This window comes from Variovorax boronicumulans (assembly GCF_030812215.1).
GTDB lineage: Bacteria > Pseudomonadota > Gammaproteobacteria > Burkholderiales > Burkholderiaceae_C > Variovorax > Variovorax boronicumulans_C.
On record NZ_JAUSSG010000006.1, the window covers coordinates 75,050 to 97,732 of the forward strand.

Below are 22,683 nucleotides of genomic sequence, written 5' to 3' on the forward strand. Positions count from 1 at the left end.
AGGGCGGGCGGGGTGCGGCTGCGCTGGCAACAGCGCTGCCATTGACCAGCCGATCGGGTTTGGTCGACGTTTTCGGAAGAACGCCCAGGCGTACGGGTAATTGCGTAGCTACTTTTTTTGACCGACTGGATGATTTAAGTCATCATCCGGCCATCGCGTCACAAGGACCACCCCGATGAATCCGCCTCCCCTGCGCAGCCGTTTCTGGTCCGACCTGACCAGCGAAGAGTTCTCCCGCCTCGACCGCGAACGGCTCATCGCCGTGCTGCCGGTGGGCGCCACCGAGCAGCACGGTCCGCATCTGCCGATGTCGACCGACACCGCCACCATCGACGGCATGGTGCGCGCCACGCTCCCGCACCTGCCCGACGACCTGCCGGTGCTCTTTCTGCCCACCGTGCCCTACGGCAAGAGCAACGAGCATTCGCGCTACCCGGGCACGCTCACCGTGTCGGCGAACACGCTGATCTCGCTGTGGAAGGACATCGGCGCCTGCGTTGCCAAGGCCGGCGTGCGCAAGCTCGTGCTCTACAACAGCCACGGCGGCCAGATGAGCGTGATGGACATCGTGGCACGCGACTTGCGCGAGGAATACGACATGATGGTCGTCGCCGCCAACTGGTACACGCTGGGCCTGCCCGAGGGCCTGTTCACCGCGCACGAAGGCAAGCACGGCATCCATGCGGGCGATCTCGAAAGCTCGGTGATGCTGCACCTCACGCCCGACTACGTGCGCCGCGACCAGTTCCAGAACTTCAGCTCGATGACCGAGCAACTGGCGGAAGAAAACAGGTTCCTCTCGATCACGCCCAGCGGCAAGCTCGGCTGGCAGATCCACGACATCAACCCCTCGGGCGCGGCCGGCGATGCCACGCGCGCCACGGCCGAGAAGGGCGCGGCGGTGCTCGACCACGTGGGCCGTCGTTTTGTCGAATTGCTGCACGAGGTGGACCGCTTCCCCCTGTCGCGCCTCGCCAACGAACCCGCGTGGAAATGAAGCTCACCCCCAGTCTTCGCGCACTTCGTGTCGCTTCGCCAACCCCCTTGCAGGGGGCAACACCGGCGGCCCGGCAAAGCCGGTTCCGCGGTGTTCCTGGCTTTGCATTGCGGTCCGCGTGCAGCACAGTGCCTCACTGACGCTCGGATTCGAACTCCCATGGAAATTCACACGCCATCCACCACGCCGCCGCTGGTCAGCCTGCGCCACGTCAGCAAGCGATTCGCCAACGGCACGCTCGCGCTGCAGGGCATGACGCTGGACATCGGCGAGCACGACTTCATCAGCTTCCTCGGCCCCTCGGGCTGCGGCAAGAGCACGGCGCTCAGGCTCATCGCCGGCCTCACCCGCCTCAGCTCGGGCGAGATGCACTGGTCCGGCGCCAACACCGGCGCGGCCAAGGACAGCAAGAACGACCGCGACCTGGGCTTCGTGTTCCAGGAGCCCACGCTCATGCCCTGGGCCAAGGTGTTCGACAACGTGTGGCTGCCGCTCAAGCTGGCCGGCCAGAGCCGCGATGCAGCGGCGCCGGTGGTGCAGCAGGTGCTGGAGATGGTCGGCCTCTCGCGCTTTGCCGACGTGTACCCGCGCGAGCTCTCGGGCGGCATGAAGATGCGCGTGTCCATCGCGCGTGCGCTGGTCACGCACCCGCGCCTCCTGCTGATGGACGAGCCCTTTGCCGCGCTCGATGAAATGACGCGCATCAAGCTCAACAACGACCTGCTCGCCATCTGGCGCGAGCACCGCTTCTCGGTGGTGTTCGTCACGCACAGCGTGTACGAGTCGGTGTACTTGTCGAACCGCATCGTGGTGATGGCCGCGCGCCCGGGCCGCGTGATCGACGAGATCCGCATCGACGAGCCCTATCCGCGCGGCGAGGAATTCCGCACCTCGAGCCGCTACAACGCGCACTGCACGGCGGTGTCGCAATCCCTGCACGGAGCCCTGCATGGCGTCGACATCGATCACTGAACCCGTCGCCCTCGCGGAGGTGGACACGGCACCTTCGGAAGCCTCGCTGCGCGCGCACGAAGACAAGCTGCGCCGTCGCGAATCGCTGCTGCGCATCGTCGTGCCCGCGGCCATCGTGGTGCTGCTGCTGCTCATCTGGGAATGGACGGTGCGCGCCAACAACATCCCGCACTACATCCTGCCCGCGCCCTCGCTGATCCTGAAGACGCTGTTCGACAACTGGGACACGCTCTCCAGCGCGCTGTGGTTCACGGTGAAGCTCACGCTGCTCGCACTGCTGGCGGCCATCGTCGGCGGCGTGCTGCTGGCCATTGCGTTCGCGCTCTTCAAGTGGGTGGAGATCGGCCTCTTCCCCATCGCGGTGATCCTGCAGGTGACGCCGATCATCGCGATCGCGCCGCTGATCCTGATCTACGTGTCGAGCACCACCGCGGCGCTGTTGCTGTGCGCGTGGATCGTGGCGTTCTTCCCGATCCTGTCGAACACCGTCATCGGCCTGAAGAGCGCCGACAGCAACCTGCGCGACCTGTTCCAGCTCTACAAGGCCTCGCCCTGGCAGACCTTCCGCTATCTGCTCGCGCCGAGCGCGCTGCCGTACTTCATGGCGGGCCTGAAGATCGCAGGCGGGCTGAGCCTGATCGGCGCGGTGGTCGCCGAGTTCACGGCCGGCACGGCAGGCAAGGAAACGGGCCTCGCCTCGCGCATTCTCGAATCGAGCTTCCGCACCGAGATCCCGATGATGTTCGCGGCGCTGCTGCTGGTGTCGTTGCTCGGCATCGTGATCTTCATCGTGTTCGCCGCCTTGTCGCGCCTCGTGCTCGGCCACTGGCACGAAAGCGAAATGCGCCGTGAACGCTAGGACGATGCACACAGTCACCGACTGGGACGCCGTGCGCGAAGACCTGCGCGGACTCAACCTCGTCACCGCGCCGAGCCAGAGGAAGCAACTGTCGAAAGACTTCTACTGGTACAGCCCCATCCTCACCGCGCAGCTCGCGGGCTGCGTGGCCGACCTCGTGGTCAAGGTCAGCACCGAGGACGACGTGCGGCAGGCCGCGGCCGTGGCCGCGAAGTGGAAGCTGCCGCTCACCGTGCGCGCGGGCGGCACCGGCAACTACGGCCAGTGCGTGCCGCTCGAAGGCGGCATCGTGCTCGACGTGACGCAGATGTGCCGCGTGCTCGACATCCAGGATGGCCGCATGCGCGTGGAAGCCGGTGCGCGCATGCACGACATCGACCTCGCCGCGCGCGAAACCGGACAGGCGTTGCGCATGTGGCCCTCGACCTGGCATGTGGCCAGCATCGGCGGTTTCATCGCGGGCGGCTTCGGTGGCATCGGGTCGTTCCGCCACGGCATCCTGCGCGACCCCGGCAACCTGCTGCGCGCGCGCGTGATGACGGTGGAGCATGAGCCGCGCATCATCGAACTGCACGGCGACGAGATCCAGCAGGTGCACCACGCCTATGGCACCAACGGCGTGATCCTCGATGTGGAGGTGGCCCTGAGCCCGGCCGTCGAATGGGTGCACTGCACGGTGCTGTTCGAGACCTACCGCGGTGCGCTCGACTTCGGCATCGCGGCGCAGGCGCCGACGCTCGACATCTTTTTGCTCTCGACGGTGGAGGCGCGCTTCTCCCCGTACTACACGGCGATGCGCGACCGCTTTCCGAGCGACCGGCACGCGGTGTTCACCATGGTCTCGCCGGAGTCGATGGCCGAGTTCCGCGCGCTCGCCGATGCGCACGGCGGCACGATTTCCGTCGCGGGCACCGAGGCCGAACTGCTCGCCGACGGCTTGCCGCCCGCGTACGAGTGCGCCTTCAACCACACGACGCTGCAGGCGCTGAAGGCCGACCGCGGCTGGACGTATCTGCAGGTCGCGTATGCACAACCGTTCGACCCGTCGGTGGTCGAGCGCCACCTGAAGATCTTCGGCGACGACGTGCTGCAGCACCAGGACTTCGCGCGTGCCAACGGCGAGTGCGGCACCTTCGGCATCCTGCTCGTGCGCTGGAAGGGCGAGGCCCACCAGTACGAGGTGATCCGCGAGATCGAATCGCAGGGCGGCTGCCAGATCTTCAACCCGCACGTGGTCACCATCGAGGACGGCGGCATGAAGACCATCGACACGCAGCAGATCGAATTCAAGAAGCGCAGCGACCCGATGGGCCTGATGAACCCCGGGAAAACGCGCGGCTGGACGCCCGAGATGGCCGTCGAACGCTGAAAAGATTTAGTCTCCGCATCCCGTACTTTTCAAAATCTCCACAGGAGCACGTCCCCATGCGCATCCCCGCTTTCAATCTCCGCCCGCTTGCCTTCGGCCTGGCCCTCGCCGGCGCCGCCTTCGCCGCGCAGGCGCAGGAAAAAGTGGTGTTCGCCACCAACTGGAAAGCGCAGGCCGGCCACGGCGGCTTCTACCAGGCGCTGGTGGACGGCACCTACAAGAAGTACGGCCTGGATGTGGACATCCAGCAGGGCGGCCCGATGGTCAACAACCGGCCGATGCTGCCGGCCGGCAAGGTCGACTTCCTCATGACCGGCAACCTGCTGCAGTCCTTCGACAACGTGAAGAACGGCGTGCCCACCGTGGTGGTCGCGGCCTTCTTCCAGAAGGACCCGCAGGCCATGTTCGCGCACCCGGGCCAGGGCTTCGACACCTTCAAGGACATGACCAAGGCGCCCGTCGCCTTCATCGGCAAGGACGGCCAGTTCAGCTTCTGGCAGTGGATGAAGTCGGAGCACGGCTTCAAGGATTCGCAGCTCAAGCCCTACACCTTCAACGTGGGCCCGTTCCTGGCGGACAAGAAGTCGATCCAGCAGGGCTACGCCATTTCCGAACCGCTGTCGATCAAGGCGCAAGCGGGCTTCGATCCGGTGGTGCAGCTGCTGGCCGACAACGGCTTCTCGACCTACTCGACAACCATCGAGACGCGCGCCGACCTCATCAAGACCAAGCCCGAGACGGTGCGCAAGTTCATCGAGGCCTCGATCATCGGCTGGAACAACTACCTCTACGGCGACAACAAGGCCGCCAACGAGATGATCGCCAAGATCAACCCCGACTCGCCCGTGGCCGCATCGCAGGGCTCCATCGAACTCATGAAGAAGATGGGCATCGTGGACAGCGGCGAATCGCTCACCAAGGGCATCGGCGCGATGGACGAGGCCCGCGTGAAGGACTTCTACGACAAGATGGTCAAGGCCGGTCTCTACAAGACGGGCGAGGTCGATCTCTCGAAGGTCGTGACCACGCAGTTCGTGAACAAGGGCGTCGGCGTCGACGTTCGCAAGAAGCTCACCGGCAAGTAATCCACATCGTCTTCGAAAGTTTTTCCCGTGGGTCGCGCGGGGCTTGCGCCGGGGTCAGATGCCGGCGCCTGGGTTGCCATAAGGCACCGCGCGGCCTTTTGTTCCTTGGGCTCTGACCCCGTCTCGCCGACAGGCGAACCGGCCCTCCACCATGAAAACGCTCGTCGTCCATTGCCATCCGAACCCTGACAGCTTCAACCACGCGCTCTACCGCACCGCTCTCGAAGCGCTCGAACGCCGGCACACCGTCCGCGCCATCGACCTCTACGCCGAGGGCTTCGATCCGACGCTCACCCGCGAAGAGCGCATTGCCTACATCGACAACCCCGACCTCATCCGCGAACGTGTGAAGCCACATGTCGAAGCGCTGCTGTGGGCCGAACACCTGGTGTTCGTATTCCCCATCTGGTTCTATGGGCCGCCCTCGATGCTCAAGGGCTGGCTGGAGCGGGTCTGGCTGCCGGGCGTGGCCTTCCTGCCGGCCGAGCGCAAGGGCCAGCTCACGAAGTCGGGCATGCGCCACATCCGGCGGCTGACGGTGGTGACCACGGGCGGCTCGCCGCGCTGGTTCCTGAAGGTGATCGGCGACCCGTGCAGACGACTGTTCACGCGGGGCCTGCGCGCGCTGTTCGCGTGGCGCTGCAAGGTGACGTGGCTGCAGCTGCACGACATGAACGCCGTCACCGAGCGCGACCGCACGCATTTCATCGAGCGCGTTTCGCGCAAGCTGCAGAACATCTAGAGAGCAGAGAGAAAGACAACCACCATGAGCCTCGAACGCACGCTGACCGTCCGCGTCGAACGCATCTCGCGCGAGACGCCGGAGATCCTAGCCTTCGAGCTGGCGCATCCGTGGGGGCGCGCACTGCCGGGGTACGAGGCCGGGGCGCACATCGACGTGCACATGCCGGGCGGCTTCTCGCGGCAGTACTCGTTGGCGCGGGCGCCATCGAACGCGCCTTCGTACGTGATCGGCGTGAAGCGCGAGCTGGCGAGCCGCGGCGGATCGGCCTCGATGCACGAGCGCGTGCGCGAGGGCGACCTGATCGCGATCAGCACGCCGCGCAACACCTTTCCGCTGCGCGAAGAAGCCGCGCATCACCTGCTGATGGCCGGCGGCATCGGCATGACGCCGCTGCTCGCGATGGCGCAGGCGCTCGCGGCGCGCGGTGCGTCGTTCACGCTGTGCGTGTTCGCGCGCAGCGAAGCGCACCTGGCGTTCGCCGAGGCGCTGCGCGATCCCGCGCTGGCGCCGCACCTGCGTCTTCATCTGGACCAGGGCGATGCATCGCAACGCATCGACCTGCAGGCGCTGCTGGCCGACCGGGCGCCGGACACGCACCTCTACGTCTGCGGCCCCGGCGGCTTCATGAAGGCGGTGCGCGAGGCGGCCGCGCATTGGCCCGAAGACGCATTGCACACCGAGTACTTCGCCGCACCGACCGACGCCAACACCACCACCGGCCTGCCCTTCACGCTGAAGCTCGCGCAGCGCGGCATCACGGTGCCGGTCGCGGCGGACCAGACCGCCGTCGATGCGCTGCACGAAGTGGGTATCGACATTCCCGTGTCGTGCCAGCAGGGCCTGTGCGGCACCTGCGTGGTCGAGGGCGACGGCGAAGGCGCCGAGCACCGCGACTTCTGCCTCACGGGCACCGAGCGGCGCAGCAAGGTGGCGCTGTGCTGCTCGCGCGCCAAGGGCCTCGAACTGGTGCTGCAGCTGTGAGCGTGGAGGAAGCCGACAGTGAAGCCCCGGCCACGCGCGGCCGGTCGCGCAAGTACACGCAGGTGCTGGGCGTCATCTACCAGGCCGCCATCGAGGTGTTTGCGAGCGAAGGCCTGGCCGGTGCGACGACGCAGGCCATCGCCGACAAGGCCGGGCTCTCGAAGGCGCAGCTGCACTACTACATCGACAGCAAGGAGGCGCTCTACCGCCTGGTGCTGCAGGACATCCTGAACGACTGGATCGTGGTGTTCGGCTTCAGCGACGAGGCCTTCGGCCCGCGCAAGGTGCTGAGCGACCTGATCCACCGCAAGATGGTGTTCTCGTTCCAGCACCCGCTGCGCTCGCGCATCTTCACCGCCGAGATGATGCGCGGCGCGCCGGTGCTCAACACCATGATGGACACGAGCAAGGCGCGCACCGACCAGGCCGCCGCGGTCATCCAGAACTGGATGAACCAGGGCCTGATGGACACCGCCGACCCGATGCTGGTGCTGTTCCACATCTGGGCGGTCACGCAGTTCTATGCGGACCACGCCACGCAGGCCGCTTACTTCCGCAACGTCGCGCAGGACGGCGACGACAAGGACCGGCGCTACCTGATCGAGCAGGTGACGGATTTCCTGCTGAAGGGTGCAGGCGTCAAGTAAGTCCCGCTATGGCTTCTTCGCGAAACACCGCGGGACCGGCTTTGCCGGACTGCAGGTGTTGCCCCCGGTAGGGGAAGGAGAAGCGACACGAAGTGCGCGAAGCCTGGGGGCGAGCTTATTTCGGCAGGTACATGGTGGCTTCGACTTCGACCAGCACCTCATCGCCCGGCAGGAAGCGCGACACCTCGACCACTGTGCTCACCGGCGGCTCGCCCGGATAGAAGAGGCCGCGCACGCGGTTGTAGAACGCGTAGTGCGGCAGGTGGCGGAAGTACTGCACCAGCTTGACCACGTCGTCCATCGTGCCGCCATGCTCGGCGGCAATCTGGCGGATGCGCTCCAGCACGAACCAGCTCTGCGCGACGATGGCGGCCTCGAACACATCGACCGACATCTGGCCGGTGGCGTAGCCCACGCCCTGCAATGCGGTGCGGGCTTCTTCGGGAATGTCGTCGTAGCCTGCAACGGCGCGGCGCTTGGCCGGATCGACCGCGACCACGCCGCTCATGAAGACGAAATCGCCGACGCGTTTCGCGGCGGCGTAGTTGGCCATTGGCTTGCCCATGCTCATAGTGATTTCTCCAGAATTCGACCGGCACGGATGACAGTGCGTTCGCGCCCGCGCGGCCCGATGAGCTCGTGCTCGCCGGTGGCCGCGAGCAGCACCAGGTCCGCGGGGCAGCCCGGTGCGATGCGGCCGTCCCACGCGAGGCCCAGTGCCTTCGCGGGGCTGACGGTGATCGCATCGAGCCAGTCGCTCGCGGGCGCGAGGTGCGCCATCTGCACGCCGAGGCCGAAGGTCTCCACGAGGTCGTAGCTGCCGTAGGGATAGAAGGCGTCCTGCACGTTGTCCGTGGCCAGGCTCGCACGCAAGCCCCGTGCCGCCGCTTCGTGGATGCGCGTGATGCCGCGCGGCACCGGGGTGCGGTCCCAGGCGCCTTGCAGGTAGAGGTTGGTGGTCGGCAGCGCGACGATGTGGATTCCGGCACCGGCGCAGAGCGCGAGCGTTTCGTTCGCGACGGCGTCGTCCTGCATCGAGAGCGAGCAGCAGTGGCCGCAGACGACGCCCAGCTTGAAGTCGCGCGCACGCACCAGCTGGGCGATGCTGCGCAGGCCCGTCGCTTCGGCGTCGAGCCCTTCGTCGACATGGAAGTCGAGGCCGAGGCCGTGCTGCTGCGCCAGGTCGAACACGCGGCCCAGCTTGTGGACGATGCCTTCGTTGCGATAGACGAACGCGCCGAGCACGCCGCCCGCGCGCTTCACTTCGCGCGCGATGCGCTCGCCGGCTGCGAGGTCCGCGAACACGTCGAGCGGGGTGAGCGAGACGAACTGCAGCGCGATGCGGCCGCGCCATTCTTCGCGCAGCGCCTCGAACACGGCCAGCGCGGCCGGCGGCTCGGGCTGCACCCAATCGATGTGCGTACGCAGCGCGCGCGTGCCCGATTGCCAGGCATCGTGCAACGCCCTTTCCATGCGCAGGCGCAGCGTCTCGCCGGTCCAGCCGGCGCGGTGCTTTTCCATGCGCTCGATGGCCGCGAACAGGTTGCCCTGCGCGGCGCCCACTTCCTGCACCGTGTAGTTCTTGTCGATGTGCGCATGCGCCTCGACCAGCGCGCTCAGCAGCGTGCCGCGCGCCTGCGTTTGCGAGGCGCTGGGCACGATGGTCGCGACCTTGTCGCCATCGAGCGTGACGTCGAAGACCTGCGCCTCGCCCGCCGCGAAGCCACGCAGCGGTGCCGGAATGCGCAGGGCCTCCAGCTTCATGCGCGTTGCTGCAATGCGCGCAGCCAGCCCAGTCCCGCGGAGGTGCCGCCGGGCTCCGAGCCGCGCTTGGGTCGGTACTCGCAGCCGACCCAGCCCTGCCAGCCGCTTTGCTTCGAGACCTCGTCGATCACGTCGAAGAGGTAGCCGTAGTTCTGCTCGCCGATGTCGGGCTCGTGGCGCTCGGGCACGCCGGCGATCTGCAGGTGGCCGACGCGGCCGGTCGGCAGGTACTTGCGGATCTTCATCGCCACGTCGCCTTCGACGATCTGGCAGTGATACAGGTCCATCTGCACCTTGAGGTTCGGTGCGCCCACGGTCTCGACGATCTCGTGTGCATCGTCCTGCCGATTCAGGAAGAAGCCCGGGATGTCGCGCGTGTTGATCGGCTCGATCAGCACGTCGCGGCCCGCCTTGGCGGCCTCTTCCGCGGCAAAGCGCAGGTTGTCGAGGTACACGGGCCGCACCGCATCGCGCTGGAGGTCTTGCGGTACGAGGCCGGCCATGACGTGGATGCGCGGGCAATCGAGCGCCACGGCGTAGTCGATGGCTTTCGCGATGCCTTCGCGGAATTCGGCGTCGCGCCCGGGCAGGCATGCGAGGCCGCGTTCGCCGCCGTCCCAGTTGCCAGGCGGGCCGTTGAAGAGCACCTGCTGCAGGCCGTTGTGCTTCAGGCGCGCGACGATCTCTTCTTTGGCAAAGGCATAGGGGAACAGGTATTCGACGGCCTTGAAGCCGTCCTTGGCGGCGGCGTCGAAGCGGTCGAGGAAGTCGAGCTCGGGATAGAGCATCGAGAGGTTGGCTGCGAATTGGGGCATGGTTTCTTTGACTACCAGCGCGCACCGAACGTGGTGCGCAGTTCATCGATCTGATCGGCATCCAGCGGCGCGGGCCTTGCGGCGCCGGTGAGCATCTGGAGCCTGGCGGTTTCCTCGAGTTCCTCGAGCACCGCCATGGCGGCGCCCGGCGTCTCGTGCCACACGTTGGGGCCGAGGCGTTCGAGCATCACGGCACGAAGGGGCGTGCCGGCGGCGCCGAAGCGCTCGATGGCCTGCGCCACCTTGTCTGCTGCCTCGGGTGCGCCGGGGCGGTGATACGGAATGAGCGGCACGTGGCCGACCTTCATCACGAAGTAAGGCGTGAGCGCGGGCAGCAGTTCATCGCCCGGTGCATTCAGCGTGAGCGCGACGCAATGCGTGCTGTGCGTGTGGATGACGCAGGCGGTCTGTGCATCGAACCTGCACGCCGCCGCGTAGATGCGCGTGTGCAGCGCGATGGTCTTGCTGGCGCGGTCGCCGCCGGTCTGCCTGCCATCCGCATCGAGCCGTGCAAGCCGCGCCGGATCGAGAAAACCGAGGCAGGCATCGGTCGGCGTGATGAGAAAGCCATCGTCCAGCCGCATGCTGATGTTGCCCGCCGTCGCATGCACATAGCCGCGCTCGAACAGGCTGCGGCCGACCCGGCAGATTTCTTCGCGTGCTTGGTTCTCGGTCATGCCAGCACTGTAAAGGCCTTGGTGAAGAAATCGTCGCCACCGAAGTTGCCGGACTTGAGCGCGATGTGCACGCCTGCACCCTGCGCGGCCTCGGCGCGCGCGTGGCACCACGGCACGCCGGGGTCGATCTGCGGGCCGATCTGCATCTGCGCGATGCCCAGCGCCTGCACGCAGGCGCCGGAGGTCTCGCCGCCCGCCACCACGAGCTGGCGCACGCCCAGGTCGACCAGGCCGCGCGCGATGGCGGCGATGGCGCGCTCGACCATCGCACCGGCCTCCTCCACGCCGAGCTTGCCCTGCACCGATTTCACGGCACCGGCCTCGGCGGTGGAGTAGACCAGCACCGGTTGCTTGCCGACCAGCGGCGCAGCCCAGGCCAATGCTTCAGCCGCGACATCGACGCCCGCCGCGATGCGCAGCGGATCGATCGCCAATGCCGCGCCGCCGCGTTGAATGAAGTCGAGCACCTGCCGGTTGGTGGCGAGCGAGCAACTGCCCGACACCACGGCACGCAACCCGCTCGCTGCCGGCAATGCGCTGGCTTGCGAAGAAGGCGAGAGCCCGAAGTTGGCGGGCAGCCCGATGGCCACGCCCGAACCTGCAGTGACCAGCGGCATCTTCGCGATCGCGGGGCCGAGGCGCAGCAGGTCATCGTTCGACACCGCATCGACGATGGCGATCGAGATGCCCTCGCTCTTGAGTTGCGCGATGCGCTCCGTGATGGCCGCATCGCCGCGCGCCACCACCGTGTGATCGATGAGCCCCACCTTGCGCGTGCACTGCGCCTGCAGCACGCGCACGAGGTTCGCATCGGTCATCGGCGTGAGCGGATGGTTCTGCATGCCGCTCTCGTTGAGCAGCACATCGCCCGCGAACAGGTAGCCCTTGAACACGGTGCGCTTGTTGTCGGGAAAGGCTGGCGTGGCGATGGTGAAGTCGCACTTGAGCGCCTCCATCAACGCCTCGGTGACGGGGCCGATGTTGCCCTGCGCCGTGCTGTCGAACGTGGAGCAGTACTTGAAGTAGATCTGCTGCGCGCCCTGCGCCTGCAGCCAGCGCAGCGCATCGAGCGACTGCGCGATGGCCTCGGCCGGCGCGATGGTGCGCGACTTGAGCGCGACCACGACGGCATCGACATCCGCATCCAAGGGCGTGGCCGGCACGCCGATGGCCTGCACCACGCGCATGCCCGCGCGCACGAGGTTGTTGGCGAGGTCGGTCGCACCGGTGAAGTCGTCGGCGATACAGCCGAGCACTAGTTTGCCCATGGATCAGTCCTTGATGGCAACAGGCAGTACGGGCAGCTTCACCGCCTGCGGGTTCTCGCGCACGTAGTCGCGCAGGATGGCGTCGAAGCTCGCGTCGGCTTTGAGGCCCAACGCCTCGGCGCGCGCGGCGTGGATGCGGCTCGGCCAGCTGGTCACGATCTTGGCGACCTGCGCATCGGGCGTCCAGTCGATCAAACCCGTGGCGTCCTTGCCGGCGATGCGTTCGAGCGCGTCGGCCATCTCGCGCACGGTGGTGGTCAGCGCAGGCAGGTTGATGGCGGTGCGCGCGCCCCATTCGGCCGCGCTCGCGGTGGCCGCGCGCACGATGCCCGCGACGGTGTTGCCGGGCGAAGCCAGCGCGACCGGCGTCTCGGGCGCCACGGGGCAGCGCGCCCGCTCGCCGGCCAGCGGCTCGCGCAGCATGCCGCTCAGGAAGCTGGAGGCCGCGCCGTTCGGGCGACCCGGCCGCACCGAGACGGTCATGAGCCGCACGTTGCGGCCCTGCACGAAGCCCTTGCGCGTGAAGTCGGCGACGAGCTGTTCGCCGATGAATTTCTGGATGCCGTAGCTGTTCTGCGGCGTCGGCAGCGTCGTGTCCTCGATCACCGCGGGCAGGCGCTGCTCGGGCGAATCGCCGAACACGGCCACCGAGCTGGAAAACACGAACACCGGCGCATGACCCGCGCGGCGGCAGGCATCGAGCAGGGCGCGGGTGGTGTCGAGGTTGCTGCGCATGCCGAGGTCGAAGTCGGCCTCGCATTCGCCGCTCACGGCGGCGGCGAGGTGGAACACGGCATCGGTGTCGGCCAGCGGCAATGCGCCATTGCCGGCCTGCTCGTACAGGTCGCCCTGCACGAACTGGATGCGCGCATCGGCTGCAAGGTCGGCAGGCGGCGGCACGCGGTCGGCCAGCGTGATGCGTGCGATGTCTTTCGCTGCGCCGCCGGCCAGTGCGAGCGGGCCGCCTGCGAGCAGCGTGCGCGCGAGCCGTGCGCCGAGGAAGCCGCAGCCGCCGGTGATGAGGATGTTCATGGTGTCGTCTTGTCTTTGCGGATTCGTTCAGGAAATGGCGGGCAGGAAGCGCAACAGCGCATCGGCCACCGCCCCGGGCGCTTCGCGCTGTGGGAAGTGGCCCACGCCGTCGAGCAGTTCGCGGCGGTAGGGGCCGCTGAAGAAGCGCTCCTTGCCGGCCGAGGTGTCGGGATGATTGCAGCTGTCGGCCGCGCCGTGCAGCACGAGCGTGGGCACGGGCAGCACCGGCGCGGGGTGGAGCGCGGCATCGTCAGCGGCATAGCGCGGATCGCCGGGCGTGAAGCCCCAGCGGTGGCGGTACGAATGCAGCACCACCTTCGCCCAGTCGTCGCCTTCGAAGGCGGCGGCGGTGGCCTCGAACTCGGCGGGGTCGTACCAGCCTTCGGGCGCCCAGGTGTTCCACATCGTCCGCGTGAAGGCGATGCGGTCGTCGTGCACCGTGCGCTCGCCGCGCGGCGTGGCCATGTACCAGTGGTACCAGTAGTTGCGCGCCTGTTCGAGCGCCATCGGCTGGTCGGGGGCGTTGGTGCCGTAGCCGACCGACATCAGCACCAGCGCGCGCGCCACCTCGGGCCGGAGGCCGCAGGCATTGGCGACCGCGCGGGCGCCCCAGTCGTGGCCGACCAGCGCGGGCCTGTCGAGGCCGAGTGCGTCGATGAAGTCGAGCAGGTCGCGGCCGAGCGCGGAGAGCTGGCCGCTGCGCGGCGTGTCGTCATGCAGGAAGCGCGTGGGCGAAAAGCCGCGCAGCGCGGGAGCGAGCACACGCCAGCCGGCCCCGGCGAGCGTCGGCGCCACGCCGTGCCAGCAGCGCGGGCTGTCGGGCCAGCCGTGCATCAGCACGACGGTCGCGGCACCGCCGGGGTTCCATTCTTCGTAGCCGATGCGCAGCAGCGGCGTGTCGACGGTCTTGATGTCGCTCATGAGGCTTTTCCTTTCGCGGCGGGCAGTTCGATGCCCGGAAAGATCTTGATGACCGCGCTGTCGTCTTCGCGCGCGAAGCCCGCGGTCGATGCCTGCATGAACATCTGGTGCGCGGTGGACGACAGCGGCAGCGGAAACTTGCTCGCGCGCGCCACGTCGAGCACCAGCCCCAGGTCCTTCACGAAGATGTCGACGGCCGACAGCGGCGTGTAGTCGCCCGCGAGCACGTGCGCCATGCGGTTCTCGAACATCCAGCTGTTGCCCGCGCTGTGCGTGATGACTTCATAGAGCGCGTCGGGGTCCACGCCTTCGCGCAGGCCAAGCGCCATCGCTTCGGCGGCCGCGGCGATGTGCACGCCGGCCAGGAGCTGGTTGATGACCTTCACCTTGCTGCCCGCGCCGGCCGAGTCGCCGAGGCGGTAGACCTTGGCGGCCATCGCGTCGAGCGTGCCGCCGGCCCTGGCGTAGGCGGCGGGCGTGCCGGCGGTCATCATCGTCATCTGTCCGCTCGCGGCCTTCGCGGCGCCGCCGGAAATCGGCGCGTCGAGGTACAGGATGCCCTGCGCCGCGAGGCGCGCTTCGAGCGCGACCGACCAGTTCGGATCGACGGTCGAGCACATCACGAAGAGGCTGCCGGGTTTCATCGACGCCGCGCAGCCCGGCGTGGTGCCGTCGCCGAACAGCACCGATTCGGTCTGCGCCGCGTTGACGACCACGCTGACCACGATGTCGCACTGCGCGCCGAGCGCGGCCAGCGTGTCGCAGGCCGTGCCGCCATCGCGCGCGAAGGTTTCGGCGACGCCGGGGCGCACGTCGAACACATGCGGCGCATGGCCCGCGCGGCGCAGCGATTGCGCCATGCCGCTGCCCATGGCGCCGAGGCCCACGAGGCCAACGACGGGGGGAGTGTTGCTGGAGGTGTCTGTCATGGTGTCGTTTCTCCGGTCAGCGATTGACGAGTTGCTTGGGCGTGAGCCAGACGCCGACGGCGCCGAGCACCAGCGCCGCGGCCAGCACGTACATGCCGATCTGCGTGCTGCCCGTGAGGTCCTTGAGGTAGCCGATGAGGTACGGGCTCACGAAGCCCGCGAGGTTCCCCACCGAGTTGATGGCCGCAATGCCCGCGGCCGCGGCCGTGCCCGAGAGGAACGCGGTCGGCAGCGACCAGAAGAGCGGCGCACAGGTCAGCACACCGGCCGCAGCGAGCGAGAGGAACGCAAGCGACACGGCCGTGTTCTGCGTGTACGAAGCGGCCACGGTGAAGCCCACGGCGCCCATCATCGCGGGCACGATCAAGTGCCAGCGGCGCTCCTGCCGGCGGTCGGCGCTGCGGCCGAAGAGGTTCATCGCGACGATCGCGCAGACGAACGGGATCGCGCTCAGGAGGCCGATGTTGAAGTTGCCCTGCACGCCCGTCGCCTTCACCAGCGTGGGCAGCCAGAAGGTCAGCGCGTACTGGCCCATGACGAAGGCGAAGTAGATGAGCGCCATCCACCACACGCGCGCATCGCGGAACACTGCCGCCACCGAGTGCGGCCCCTTGGCGCCGTGCGCCTGGTCGCGCTCGACCTCGCGCTGGAGCAAGGCCTTTTCCTCGGGCGAGAGCCAGCGCGCCTGCTGGATGCCGTTGTCCAGGTAGAAGAGAACCATCACGCCGACCAGCACCGCAGGAATGGCTTCGATGATGAACATCCACTGCCAGCCGTGCATCGACGAGACGCCGTGGAACGCATCCATGATCCAGCCCGACAGCGGGTTGCCGAAGATGCCCGCCACCGGGATCGCCGACATGAAGACCGCGATGATCCGCGCGCGCCGGTGCGACGGGTACCAGTGCGTGAGGTAGAGGATCACGCCGGGATAGAAGCCCGCCTCGGCCACGCCGAGCAGGAACCGCAGGATGTAGAAGCTGGTGGGCGTTTCCACGAACACGAAGCATGCCGAGAGGATGCCCCAGGTGATCATGATTCGCGCGATCCACATGCGCGCGCCGACGCGGTTGAGCAGCAGGTTGCTCGGCACCTCGAAGAGGAAGTAGCCGAGGAAGAAGATGCCCGCGCCGAGGCCGAACACCGTTTCGCTGAAACCGAGGTCCTGCCCCATCTGCAGCTTGGCGAAGCCGACGTTCACCCGGTCGAGGTACGCGACCACGTAGCAGAGCATCAGGAAGGGAACGAGGCGCCAGAAGACCTTGGAATACGCACGCTTCTCGAGCGCGGTGTCGGCGGGCAGGCCGGCCATGGCCGAAGGCGCGCCGGCCTGGAGGGTGGAAGTCATGACAGGGAAGTCCGCTTGGAGCTTTGGATGAAAAGCCTGGATGAGGAAGCGAGGTCGTCCCGTCGCCATGCAGCGCGGCCGCCTCTTGATTTGTCAGGTCATCATACAAATTCAAGACAAGTTGACCGACCCGGGTAAACCCTCGGGCTACACCTCGTTTCCTTCTTCTTATTTGCCCGCGGGCCAGCCTTCGACCAGGGGCCGCGCGAGCTGCGCGCCTTCCTGCTGCCAGAAGGCGGGGTCGGCCTGCTCGATGCGGCGGATCGCGTTGTCCATGTGCGACTTGGCGGCCTCGCGGGCGCGAAGCGCGTCGCCGGCCTCGATGGCCTCGACGATCTGCGCGTGCTCCTGTGCCACTTCGCGCGCGAAGTCCGCGCGGCGCGCTTCGTTGGCACGGGTGACGCGCGTGGCGCCGTGCAGGAACTGCCGCAGGTATTGCAGCGTGCCGATCAGGAACGGGTTGCGTGCGGCCTCGGCGATGGCGCGATGAAAGCGCACGTCTTCGTCGGCGCCGTTGCCGCCGGCAGCCACCGCGGCATTCAGTGCGTCGATGGCGTCGCGGATGCGCTGCACATCTTCAGGGGTGCGGCGCTCGGCGGCCAGCGCGGCCACTTCGGCTTCGAGCGCGCGGCGCAGCTCGACCATCTGGATCACCGCTTCGCGCGAGGCGACATGCGGCATCTCGAAGCGCAGCGGCTCGACACCGGCAGCACGCACATACACGCCGCTGCCCTGGCGCGAATCCACGAGCCCCAGCGACTTGAGCCGCGAGACCGCTTCGCGCACCACGGTGCGGCTCACGCCGAACTGCTCGGCGAGCACCGCTTCGGTGGGCAGCCGGTCGCCTTCGGACAGGCGCCCGCTGCGGACCTCGGCCGCGAGCGCATCGGCCACCTGGTCGGCCAGGCGGACGGCGGGGGCGAGGGATTGGAAGCGGGCGGTCATATGAACCGCGCGACTCTAACGCAGGCCCGCGCCCCTGCCGGGGTTCACCCCAGTGCGTAGCGAGCCGCCCGCGCGATGCTCGCCGCGTCCACGCCAAAGAATGAACGCAATGCCGCGCGCGTGTCGCTGCGGCCGAAGCCATCGGTGCCGAGCGTGAGGTAGCGGCGGCCTTCGGGCAGGAAGGCGCGCACGCTCTCGGGCACGCTGCGCACGTAGTCGGTGGCGGCAATGATCGGGGCCTTGCCGGCACCGAGTTGCTGCGCGATGAACGGCACGCCGGCTTCTTCGCCCGCGATGGCGCGCTGCTCGCTCGCCAAGCCGTCGCGCGCGAGTTCGCTCCAGCTCGTGACGCTGAACACCTCGGCCTCGATGCCTTCGTCGGCCAGCAACTGCGCGGCCTTGACGACTTCCGTGAGGATCGCGCCCGAGCCCATCAGCGTGACCTTCTGCTTCGCCTTGCCCTTGGCCGGCGCATAGGTGCCGAAGCGATAGCAGCCGTGCAGGATGTCGGATTCGGCACCCGCGGGCACATCGGGCTGCGCGTAGTTCTCGTTCATGAGCGTGACGTAATAGAAAACGTCCTTCTGCTCGACCATCATTTCGCGGATGCCCGCGTCGACGATCACCGCCATCTCGCCCGCGTAGGCCGGGTCGTAGGCCTTGCAGTTCGGGATGGTCGCGGCCACGAGGTGACTGCTGCCGTCCTGGTGCTGCAGGCCTTCGCCGCCGAGCGTGGTGCGGCCGGACGTGGCGCCGAGCAAGAAGCCGCGTGCGCGCTGATCCGCCGCGGCCCAGATCGCATCGCCCACCCGCTGGAAGCCGAACATCGAGTAGTAGATGTAGAAGGGCAGCATCGCCAGGCCATGCACGCTGTAGCTGGTGGCCGCGGCCGTCCAGCTCGCAATGGCGCCGGCTTCGCTGATGCCCTCTTCGAGGATCTGCCCGTCGGTGGCTTCGCGATAACTCAGCACCGAGCCGATGTCTTCGGGCGCATAGCGCTGGCCCACGCTCGAATAGATGCCCACCTGCTTGAACAAGTTGGCCATGCCGAAGGTGCGCGCCTCGTCGGCCACGATGGGCACGATGCGCGGGCCGAGCGCCTTGTCCTTCAGGAGGTTGCCCAGCATGCGCACGAACGCCATCGTGGTGCTCATCTCCTTGCCGGCCGCCGCGGTGGCGAACTGGGCGTAGCTCGCGATGTCGGGCTTGGGCACCACGTCGCACGCGGTCTCGCGGCGCGGCATGGCGCCGCCGAGCGCTTCGCGGTGCTGGCGCAGGTACCGCATCTCGGCGCTGTCTTCGGCCGGGCGGTAGAAGTCCATCGCGGTGGCTTGCGCGTCGGTGAGCGGCAGGTTGAAGCGGTCGCGGAATTCGATGAGGTCCACGTCGCCCATCTTCTTGTGCGAGTGCGTGGTCATCTTGCCCTGCGCGGCGCTGCCCATGCCGTAGCCCTTCTTGGTATGGGCGAGGATCACTGTGGGCTGGCCCTTGTGCTTGGCGGCTGCGGCGTAGGCGGCATGGATCTTCACGAGGTCGTGGCCGCCGCGCTTGAGGCGGTCGATCTGCTCGTCGGTCATGCCTTCGGCCAGGCGCGCGAGCTCGGGGTTCTGGCCGAAGAAGTTGTCGCGGTTGAAGCGGCCGTCCTTCGCGGCGAAGGTCTGCATCTGGCCGTCGACGGTGTTGGCGAACACGCGGGCCAATGCACCGCTCACGTCCTGCGCGAAGAGGCCGTCCCAGTCGCTGCCCCACACGAGCTTGACGACGTTCCAGCCCGCGCCGGCGAAGAGCTTTTCGAGCTCGTCGATGATGCGGCCGTTGCCGCGCACCGGGCCGTCCAGGCGCTGCAGGTTGCAGTTGACGACCCACACGAGGTTGTCGAGCTTCTCGCGTGCGGCCAGCGTCAGCGCACTCATCGATTCGGGCTCGTCCATCTCGCCGTCGCCGAACACGCCCCAGACCTTGCGGCCTTCGCAATTGAGCAGGTTGCGATGCGTGAGATAGCGCATGAAGCGCGCGTGATAGATCGAGCTGATGGGGCCGATGCCCATCGAGCCGGTGGGGAACTGCCAGAAGTCCGGCATGAGGTACGGATGCGGATAGCTGCTGAGGCCGCGCGCGCCGCTGCCATCGGTGAAGGCCGGCGCGGTGAGTTCCTGGCGATAGTGCGCAAGGTCTTCTTCGCTCAGGCGCCCTTCGAGGAACGCCCGCGCATAGACGCCCGGCGCGCTGTGCGGCTGGAAGAACACGAGGTCGCCGCGGTGCGCTTCGCTGCGCGCGTGGAAGAAGTGGTTGAAGCCCGTCTCGAACAGGTCGGCCGCGCTCGCATAACTCGCGATGTGGCCGCCGAGCTCGCCATACGCCTGGTTGGCCTTGGCCACCATGGCGAGCGCGTTCCAGCGCATCAGCGACGCCAGGCGCTCTTCCACCGCGAGGTCGCCGGGGAACGGCGGCTGGTCTTCGGCGGCGATGGTGTTGACGTAAGGCGTCGCGAGTTCGGGTTGCCAGCCGATGCGCTGCTGGCGCGCGACGCGTGCCAGTTCGACCAGCATCTGGCGCGCGCGCTGCGGGCCCTGCGTTTGCGCGAGCGCCAGGAAGGCGTCGCGCCATTCGGCGGTCTCCGCGGGATCGGGGTCGTTCGACATCGGGGTATCGAGCAACAAGGCGCGCATCTGGTCGGCTGAAATCGGGGCGTTCATGGCGGCACTTTAAGCCGGTACACGGAAAATTAGCTACCGGCGCCGGCAATTCCATGCCAGCGTCTCAGCATAAAATGCTGCCATCTCTTGATTTCGAAGCATTTCATGCAACTCGATGCCATCGACCTGCGCATTCTCGACGAGCTGCAACGCGACGGCGCGCTGTCGAACGTGGAGCTCGCGCGCCGCGTGCACCTCTCGCCCTCGCCGTGCCTGGCGCGCGTGAAGGTGCTCGAAGCGAACGGCGTGATCGACCGCTACGTGGCGCTCGCGAGCGCGAAGGCGCTGGGCCTCGGGCTCAACGTGTTCATCTCGATCAGCCTGACGACGCAGAGCAAGCAGTCGCTCGCCGACTTCGAGCAACGTATCGCCGAGCACGACGAGGTGATGGAGTGCTACCTGATGACCGGCGACAGCGACTACCTGATCCGCATCGCCGTGGCCGACATGGCGGCGCTGGAGCGGTTCATCATGGAACAGCTCACGCCGATTCCGGGCATCGAGAAAATCCGCTCGAGCTTTGCGCTCAAGCAGGTCAGATACAAGACGGCGCTGCCGTTGCCGGCAGCGCCGTCCTAGCTGACGCTTACTTCGAGAGCTTCAGCTGGATCGGGTCGGCCGTGAGGTAGCCGACGGCTGCGCTGAAGCGATCCTTGTAGTTCGCGCGCACCAGCGGATCGAGCGTGGGCTGCACCAGCGAATGGATGCCGCCCCAGTCGCCCGGATGCTGGAAGTTGCTCATGATGTAGGTCCAGCCGTTGATCTCGTCGACCGCGTGCAGGCCGGTCGACTCGCCGCCCGCGGGGATCGACATGATGCGTGCGAGCTTCTTCGTGTCGATGTTGTAGGCCCACAGGAAGTTGTTGACGTGGCTGCTGCTGTCCTCGCCGATGAACAGCGTGCGCATCTTTTCCGAGAACTTGAGGTTGTCGGGGTTGCCGATGGTGTCGGGGCTGGAGGTGTTGCCCAGTGCGTCGGGCGTGTCGAGGTCCTTGCCCACGATCAGCGCGCGGGTCTGCGTCGGCACCCATTCGCTGTTGATGGCGGTGCCGTCGGCATCCTTCTGTCCACCACCGAGGTTGTGCGCCATCACGCCGCCGGCGCTGAGCTTCTTGGGCAGCGCGATGTTGGTCGCGGCCGACCAGCCCTTGCCGCCGCTGACCATCGAGTCCTGGATGTTCTGCAGCGCGGAGTAGGCGACCTTGTCCTTGATGTTGACCGTCGTGCCTTCCATCTTGGTGAAGGCCATGCTGGCGCCCTTGAGGTTGGCGTAGCGATGGGTCTCGAGGTAGGCGGCGGCCTTCTCCATGCCGGGCTTGAGCTTGACCCAGTTGGCCGCGCCGTTGGCGAACAGCTTGGTGTAGCTGGCGTCGCCCGGATCGGCCGTCTTCACGTCCATGATGTCGAGCGGCTTGAGCGTGTTGGCGAGGTTCTCGATCTCGGCGCTGGTCGCGTGGCCGAGCTTGATCCAGGTGATCTTCGTGGGCGCGGCGGCCGGATCGATCGAGTAGCCCGCGTCGTACCTGGCGACGTAGAGCGTGCCGGCCGACAGGTCTTTTTCCTTGTCGGCCACGAACATGAAGAAGCCGCCGTTGGTGTAGTCGTCGCCCATGATGGCGGTGCGCTGGTCGGGCATGACCTGGATCAGCTCGTGCGAGATCCGGCCCATGCAGTAGTGCTTCTTGACGCTGCCGGTGCCGTCGGGGTTGACGGTCACTTCGGGCAGGTGGCCGTAGTGGTAGACGTTGGCCGTGGTCTCGTCGCCGAACACGTTCTTGCTGTAGGCCTTGAACTGCTTGTCGGCCGAGGAGCCGACGGCGGCAAACGCATCGGGCTCGTATTCCTCGCTCGACAGATGGGTGTTCCAGGGCGACAGGCTCGCGCCGCAGGTGATCCACAGGCCGTGGGCGCTGGACATGTCGACGTTGTGGTACTTCACAAGGCTCAGCTTGCCGGTGGTCTGGTCCTGGTCGAGCGTGAGCACGGCGATGGGGGACGGCAGCACGCCATAGGTGTCGGCACCGCTCTGGTCGCGCGTGTTGTATTCGAACTGGACGACGGCGAACACCGGCTTGCCCTTGACGCCGGCCACGTTGGCGTTCGGCAGCGAGAGCAGCGAGGTGCCGTCGGGGCTGTCCGAGAAGAACTGGCGCTCCTTGCCGGCGACCGAGGCGTCGATGATCGGCTTGTTGTTGATATCGACATAGCCGCCGGCGAGGATCTTGCCGCCCTTGCCGTCGGACACCATGTCGCCCGTCAGGAAGAAGGGCTGGTAGGCCAGCTTGTATTCGGTGGAGCTGCCGTTGTCGAACGACACCTTGAGCGTGGAGCCGACCGTGGTGGTGGCCATGGCGGGTGCGTTGGCGAGCGTGGGTGCGGCCATGCCGGTGAATTCGGCCGAGACGAAATTGACGGCTGGCGCCGGTGCCGGTGCCGGAGAAGGCGCGGGCGCCGGGGGAATGATGGGGAAGCTGGTGCCGCCGCCACCACCGCCGCCGCAGGCAGTGAGGAAGGCAAGGCCGCCGAGCGGCAGCATCGGTGCGGCACCGAGCAGTTTGAGGGCGTGACGGCGCGAGGCGCCGGACTGCACCTTGGAATCGGACATGGAATTTCTCCCGAGTTATCGTGGGTGT

The 22,683-nt window shown here is 67.4% G+C and carries 21 protein-coding genes; 9 read left to right on the top strand and 12 right to left on the bottom strand.

All coding sequences use genetic code 11. The features are described from left to right. Positions 1–175: 175 nt before the first annotated feature. From J2W23_RS16975 to J2W23_RS17010, 8 genes are all read left to right on the top strand, one after another. Entirely contained in the window at positions 176–997 is an 822-nt protein-coding gene (locus tag J2W23_RS16975) for a creatininase family protein (RefSeq protein ID WP_307649551.1), read from the top strand. A gap of 159 nt (positions 998–1,156) precedes the next feature. Further along, entirely contained in the window at positions 1,157–1,969 is an 813-nt protein-coding gene (locus J2W23_RS16980; protein WP_176661286.1) for an ABC transporter ATP-binding protein, read from the top strand. Next, positions 1,947–2,828, top strand: coding sequence for an ABC transporter permease (locus J2W23_RS16985; RefSeq protein ID WP_307649552.1), 882 nt, complete (start codon positions 1,947–1,949; stop codon positions 2,826–2,828). The genes J2W23_RS16980 and J2W23_RS16985 overlap by 23 nt, the downstream gene beginning before the upstream one ends. Before the next feature lie 4 nt (positions 2,829–2,832). Beyond that, positions 2,833–4,197 (top strand): FAD-binding oxidoreductase, encoded by a 1,365-nt coding sequence (locus J2W23_RS16990; RefSeq protein ID WP_307649553.1) that lies wholly within the window; start codon positions 2,833–2,835, stop codon positions 4,195–4,197. 56 nt (positions 4,198–4,253) lie between these two features. Then, positions 4,254–5,282 (top strand): ABC transporter substrate-binding protein, encoded by a 1,029-nt coding sequence (locus J2W23_RS16995; RefSeq protein ID WP_176661283.1) that lies wholly within the window; start codon positions 4,254–4,256, stop codon positions 5,280–5,282. A gap of 151 nt (positions 5,283–5,433) precedes the next feature. Further along, complete coding sequence (locus J2W23_RS17000; RefSeq protein WP_176661282.1) at positions 5,434–6,024, top strand: NAD(P)H-dependent oxidoreductase; 591 nt, start codon at positions 5,434–5,436, stop codon at positions 6,022–6,024. A gap of 24 nt (positions 6,025–6,048) precedes the next feature. Continuing rightward, complete coding sequence (locus J2W23_RS17005) at positions 6,049–7,008, top strand: PDR/VanB family oxidoreductase (RefSeq protein ID WP_307649554.1); 960 nt, start codon at positions 6,049–6,051, stop codon at positions 7,006–7,008. Next, positions 7,005–7,655 carry a TetR family transcriptional regulator C-terminal domain-containing protein gene (locus J2W23_RS17010; RefSeq protein ID WP_307649555.1) on the top strand — a complete coding sequence of 217 codons (651 nt, stop codon included), beginning with the start codon at positions 7,005–7,007 and terminating at the stop codon, positions 7,653–7,655. The genes J2W23_RS17005 and J2W23_RS17010 overlap by 4 nt, the downstream gene beginning before the upstream one ends. Positions 7,656–7,770: 115 nt before the next feature. Here J2W23_RS17010 and J2W23_RS17015 read toward each other — a convergent pair whose 3' ends face one another. The 11 genes from J2W23_RS17015 to mdeB form a co-directional block, all read right to left on the bottom strand. Continuing rightward, the gene (locus J2W23_RS17015; protein ID WP_306881201.1) at positions 7,771–8,226 is read right to left on the bottom strand and encodes a RidA family protein; all 456 of its coding nucleotides are present in this window, start codon (positions 8,224–8,226) and stop codon (positions 7,771–7,773) included. Then, a complete protein-coding gene (locus J2W23_RS17020) occupies positions 8,223–9,419 on the bottom strand; it encodes an amidohydrolase family protein (protein ID WP_307649556.1) in 1,197 nt (398 codons plus the stop codon). Before J2W23_RS17020 ends, J2W23_RS17015 begins: the two co-directional genes overlap by 4 nt. After that, positions 9,416–10,234: a 2-oxo-tetronate isomerase gene (gene otnI, locus J2W23_RS17025; RefSeq protein WP_176661277.1), complete on the bottom strand. Its 819-nt coding sequence runs from the start codon at positions 10,232–10,234 to the stop codon at positions 9,416–9,418. The genes J2W23_RS17020 and otnI overlap by 4 nt, the downstream gene beginning before the upstream one ends. Before the next feature lie 11 nt (positions 10,235–10,245). Next, positions 10,246–10,911 carry a class II aldolase/adducin family protein gene (locus J2W23_RS17030; RefSeq protein WP_307649557.1) on the bottom strand — a complete coding sequence of 222 codons (666 nt, stop codon included), beginning with the start codon at positions 10,909–10,911 and terminating at the stop codon, positions 10,246–10,248. Next, complete coding sequence (gene otnK / locus J2W23_RS17035) at positions 10,908–12,179, bottom strand: 3-oxo-tetronate kinase (protein ID WP_307649558.1); 1,272 nt, start codon at positions 12,177–12,179, stop codon at positions 10,908–10,910. Before otnK ends, J2W23_RS17030 begins: the two co-directional genes overlap by 4 nt. A gap of 3 nt (positions 12,180–12,182) precedes the next feature. Further along, positions 12,183–13,211, bottom strand: a complete 1,029-nt coding sequence (gene denD / locus J2W23_RS17040) for a D-erythronate dehydrogenase (RefSeq protein ID WP_307649559.1) — start codon at positions 13,209–13,211, stop codon at positions 12,183–12,185. Between the two features lie 27 nt (positions 13,212–13,238). Further along, positions 13,239–14,132, bottom strand: coding sequence for an alpha/beta fold hydrolase (locus J2W23_RS17045; protein WP_307649560.1), 894 nt, complete (start codon positions 14,130–14,132; stop codon positions 13,239–13,241). Beyond that, positions 14,129–15,061 carry an L-threonate dehydrogenase gene (ltnD, locus tag J2W23_RS17050; protein ID WP_307649561.1) on the bottom strand — a complete coding sequence of 311 codons (933 nt, stop codon included), beginning with the start codon at positions 15,059–15,061 and terminating at the stop codon, positions 14,129–14,131. Before ltnD ends, J2W23_RS17045 begins: the two co-directional genes overlap by 4 nt. A gap of 16 nt (positions 15,062–15,077) precedes the next feature. Next, complete coding sequence (locus J2W23_RS17055; protein ID WP_373423948.1) at positions 15,078–16,409, bottom strand: MFS transporter; 1,332 nt, start codon at positions 16,407–16,409, stop codon at positions 15,078–15,080. Between the two features lie 168 nt (positions 16,410–16,577). Further along, positions 16,578–17,354, bottom strand: coding sequence for a FadR/GntR family transcriptional regulator (locus tag J2W23_RS17060; protein ID WP_307649562.1), 777 nt, complete (start codon positions 17,352–17,354; stop codon positions 16,578–16,580). Positions 17,355–17,398: 44 nt separating this feature from the next. Then, on the bottom strand, positions 17,399–20,050 hold the full coding sequence (gene mdeB / locus J2W23_RS17065; protein WP_307649563.1) for an alpha-ketoglutarate dehydrogenase: 2,652 nt from the start codon (positions 20,048–20,050) through the stop codon (positions 17,399–17,401). A gap of 105 nt (positions 20,051–20,155) precedes the next feature. Between mdeB and J2W23_RS17070 the strand changes: the two genes are divergently transcribed. Continuing rightward, on the top strand, positions 20,156–20,629 hold the full coding sequence (locus J2W23_RS17070) for an Lrp/AsnC family transcriptional regulator (RefSeq protein ID WP_176661269.1): 474 nt from the start codon (positions 20,156–20,158) through the stop codon (positions 20,627–20,629). 7 nt (positions 20,630–20,636) lie between these two features. On the opposite strand, the gene J2W23_RS17075 is transcribed toward J2W23_RS17070, so the two are convergent. Next, a complete protein-coding gene (locus J2W23_RS17075) occupies positions 20,637–22,655 on the bottom strand; it encodes a PhoX family protein (protein WP_307649564.1) in 2,019 nt (672 codons plus the stop codon). Positions 22,656–22,683 lie beyond the last annotated feature (28 nt).

What these genes read in the sequence shown, in the direction of transcription:
- J2W23_RS17055 (WP_373423948.1), bottom strand. Translation starts at nt 16,409, where the DNA reads ATGACTTCCACCCTCCAGGCCGGCGCGCCTTCGGCCATGGCCGGCCTG.
- ltnD (WP_307649561.1), bottom strand. Translation starts at nt 15,061, where the DNA reads ATGACAGACACCTCCAGCAACACTCCCCCCGTCGTTGGCCTCGTGGGC.
- J2W23_RS16975 (WP_307649551.1), top strand. Translation starts at nt 176, where the DNA reads ATGAATCCGCCTCCCCTGCGCAGCCGTTTCTGGTCCGACCTGACCAGC.
- J2W23_RS16980 (WP_176661286.1), top strand. Translation starts at nt 1,157, where the DNA reads ATGGAAATTCACACGCCATCCACCACGCCGCCGCTGGTCAGCCTGCGC.
- J2W23_RS16995 (WP_176661283.1), top strand. Translation starts at nt 4,254, where the DNA reads ATGCGCATCCCCGCTTTCAATCTCCGCCCGCTTGCCTTCGGCCTGGCC.
- otnK (WP_307649558.1), bottom strand. Translation starts at nt 12,179, where the DNA reads ATGGGCAAACTAGTGCTCGGCTGTATCGCCGACGACTTCACCGGTGCG.
- J2W23_RS17000 (WP_176661282.1), top strand. Translation starts at nt 5,434, where the DNA reads ATGAAAACGCTCGTCGTCCATTGCCATCCGAACCCTGACAGCTTCAAC.
- J2W23_RS17020 (WP_307649556.1), bottom strand. Translation starts at nt 9,419, where the DNA reads ATGAAGCTGGAGGCCCTGCGCATTCCGGCACCGCTGCGTGGCTTCGCG.
- otnI (WP_176661277.1), bottom strand. Translation starts at nt 10,234, where the DNA reads ATGCCCCAATTCGCAGCCAACCTCTCGATGCTCTATCCCGAGCTCGAC.
- J2W23_RS16985 (WP_307649552.1), top strand. Translation starts at nt 1,947, where the DNA reads ATGGCGTCGACATCGATCACTGAACCCGTCGCCCTCGCGGAGGTGGAC.
- J2W23_RS16990 (WP_307649553.1), top strand. Translation starts at nt 2,833, where the DNA reads ATGCACACAGTCACCGACTGGGACGCCGTGCGCGAAGACCTGCGCGGA.
- J2W23_RS17045 (WP_307649560.1), bottom strand. Translation starts at nt 14,132, where the DNA reads ATGAGCGACATCAAGACCGTCGACACGCCGCTGCTGCGCATCGGCTAC.
- denD (WP_307649559.1), bottom strand. Translation starts at nt 13,211, where the DNA reads ATGAACATCCTCATCACCGGCGGCTGCGGCTTCCTCGGCGCACGGCTC.
- J2W23_RS17005 (WP_307649554.1), top strand. Translation starts at nt 6,049, where the DNA reads ATGAGCCTCGAACGCACGCTGACCGTCCGCGTCGAACGCATCTCGCGC.
- J2W23_RS17060 (WP_307649562.1), bottom strand. Translation starts at nt 17,354, where the DNA reads ATGACCGCCCGCTTCCAATCCCTCGCCCCCGCCGTCCGCCTGGCCGAC.
- J2W23_RS17075 (WP_307649564.1), bottom strand. Translation starts at nt 22,655, where the DNA reads ATGTCCGATTCCAAGGTGCAGTCCGGCGCCTCGCGCCGTCACGCCCTC.
- mdeB (WP_307649563.1), bottom strand. Translation starts at nt 20,050, where the DNA reads ATGAACGCCCCGATTTCAGCCGACCAGATGCGCGCCTTGTTGCTCGAT.
- J2W23_RS17015 (WP_306881201.1), bottom strand. Translation starts at nt 8,226, where the DNA reads ATGAGCATGGGCAAGCCAATGGCCAACTACGCCGCCGCGAAACGCGTC.
- J2W23_RS17070 (WP_176661269.1), top strand. Translation starts at nt 20,156, where the DNA reads ATGCAACTCGATGCCATCGACCTGCGCATTCTCGACGAGCTGCAACGC.
- J2W23_RS17030 (WP_307649557.1), bottom strand. Translation starts at nt 10,911, where the DNA reads ATGACCGAGAACCAAGCACGCGAAGAAATCTGCCGGGTCGGCCGCAGC.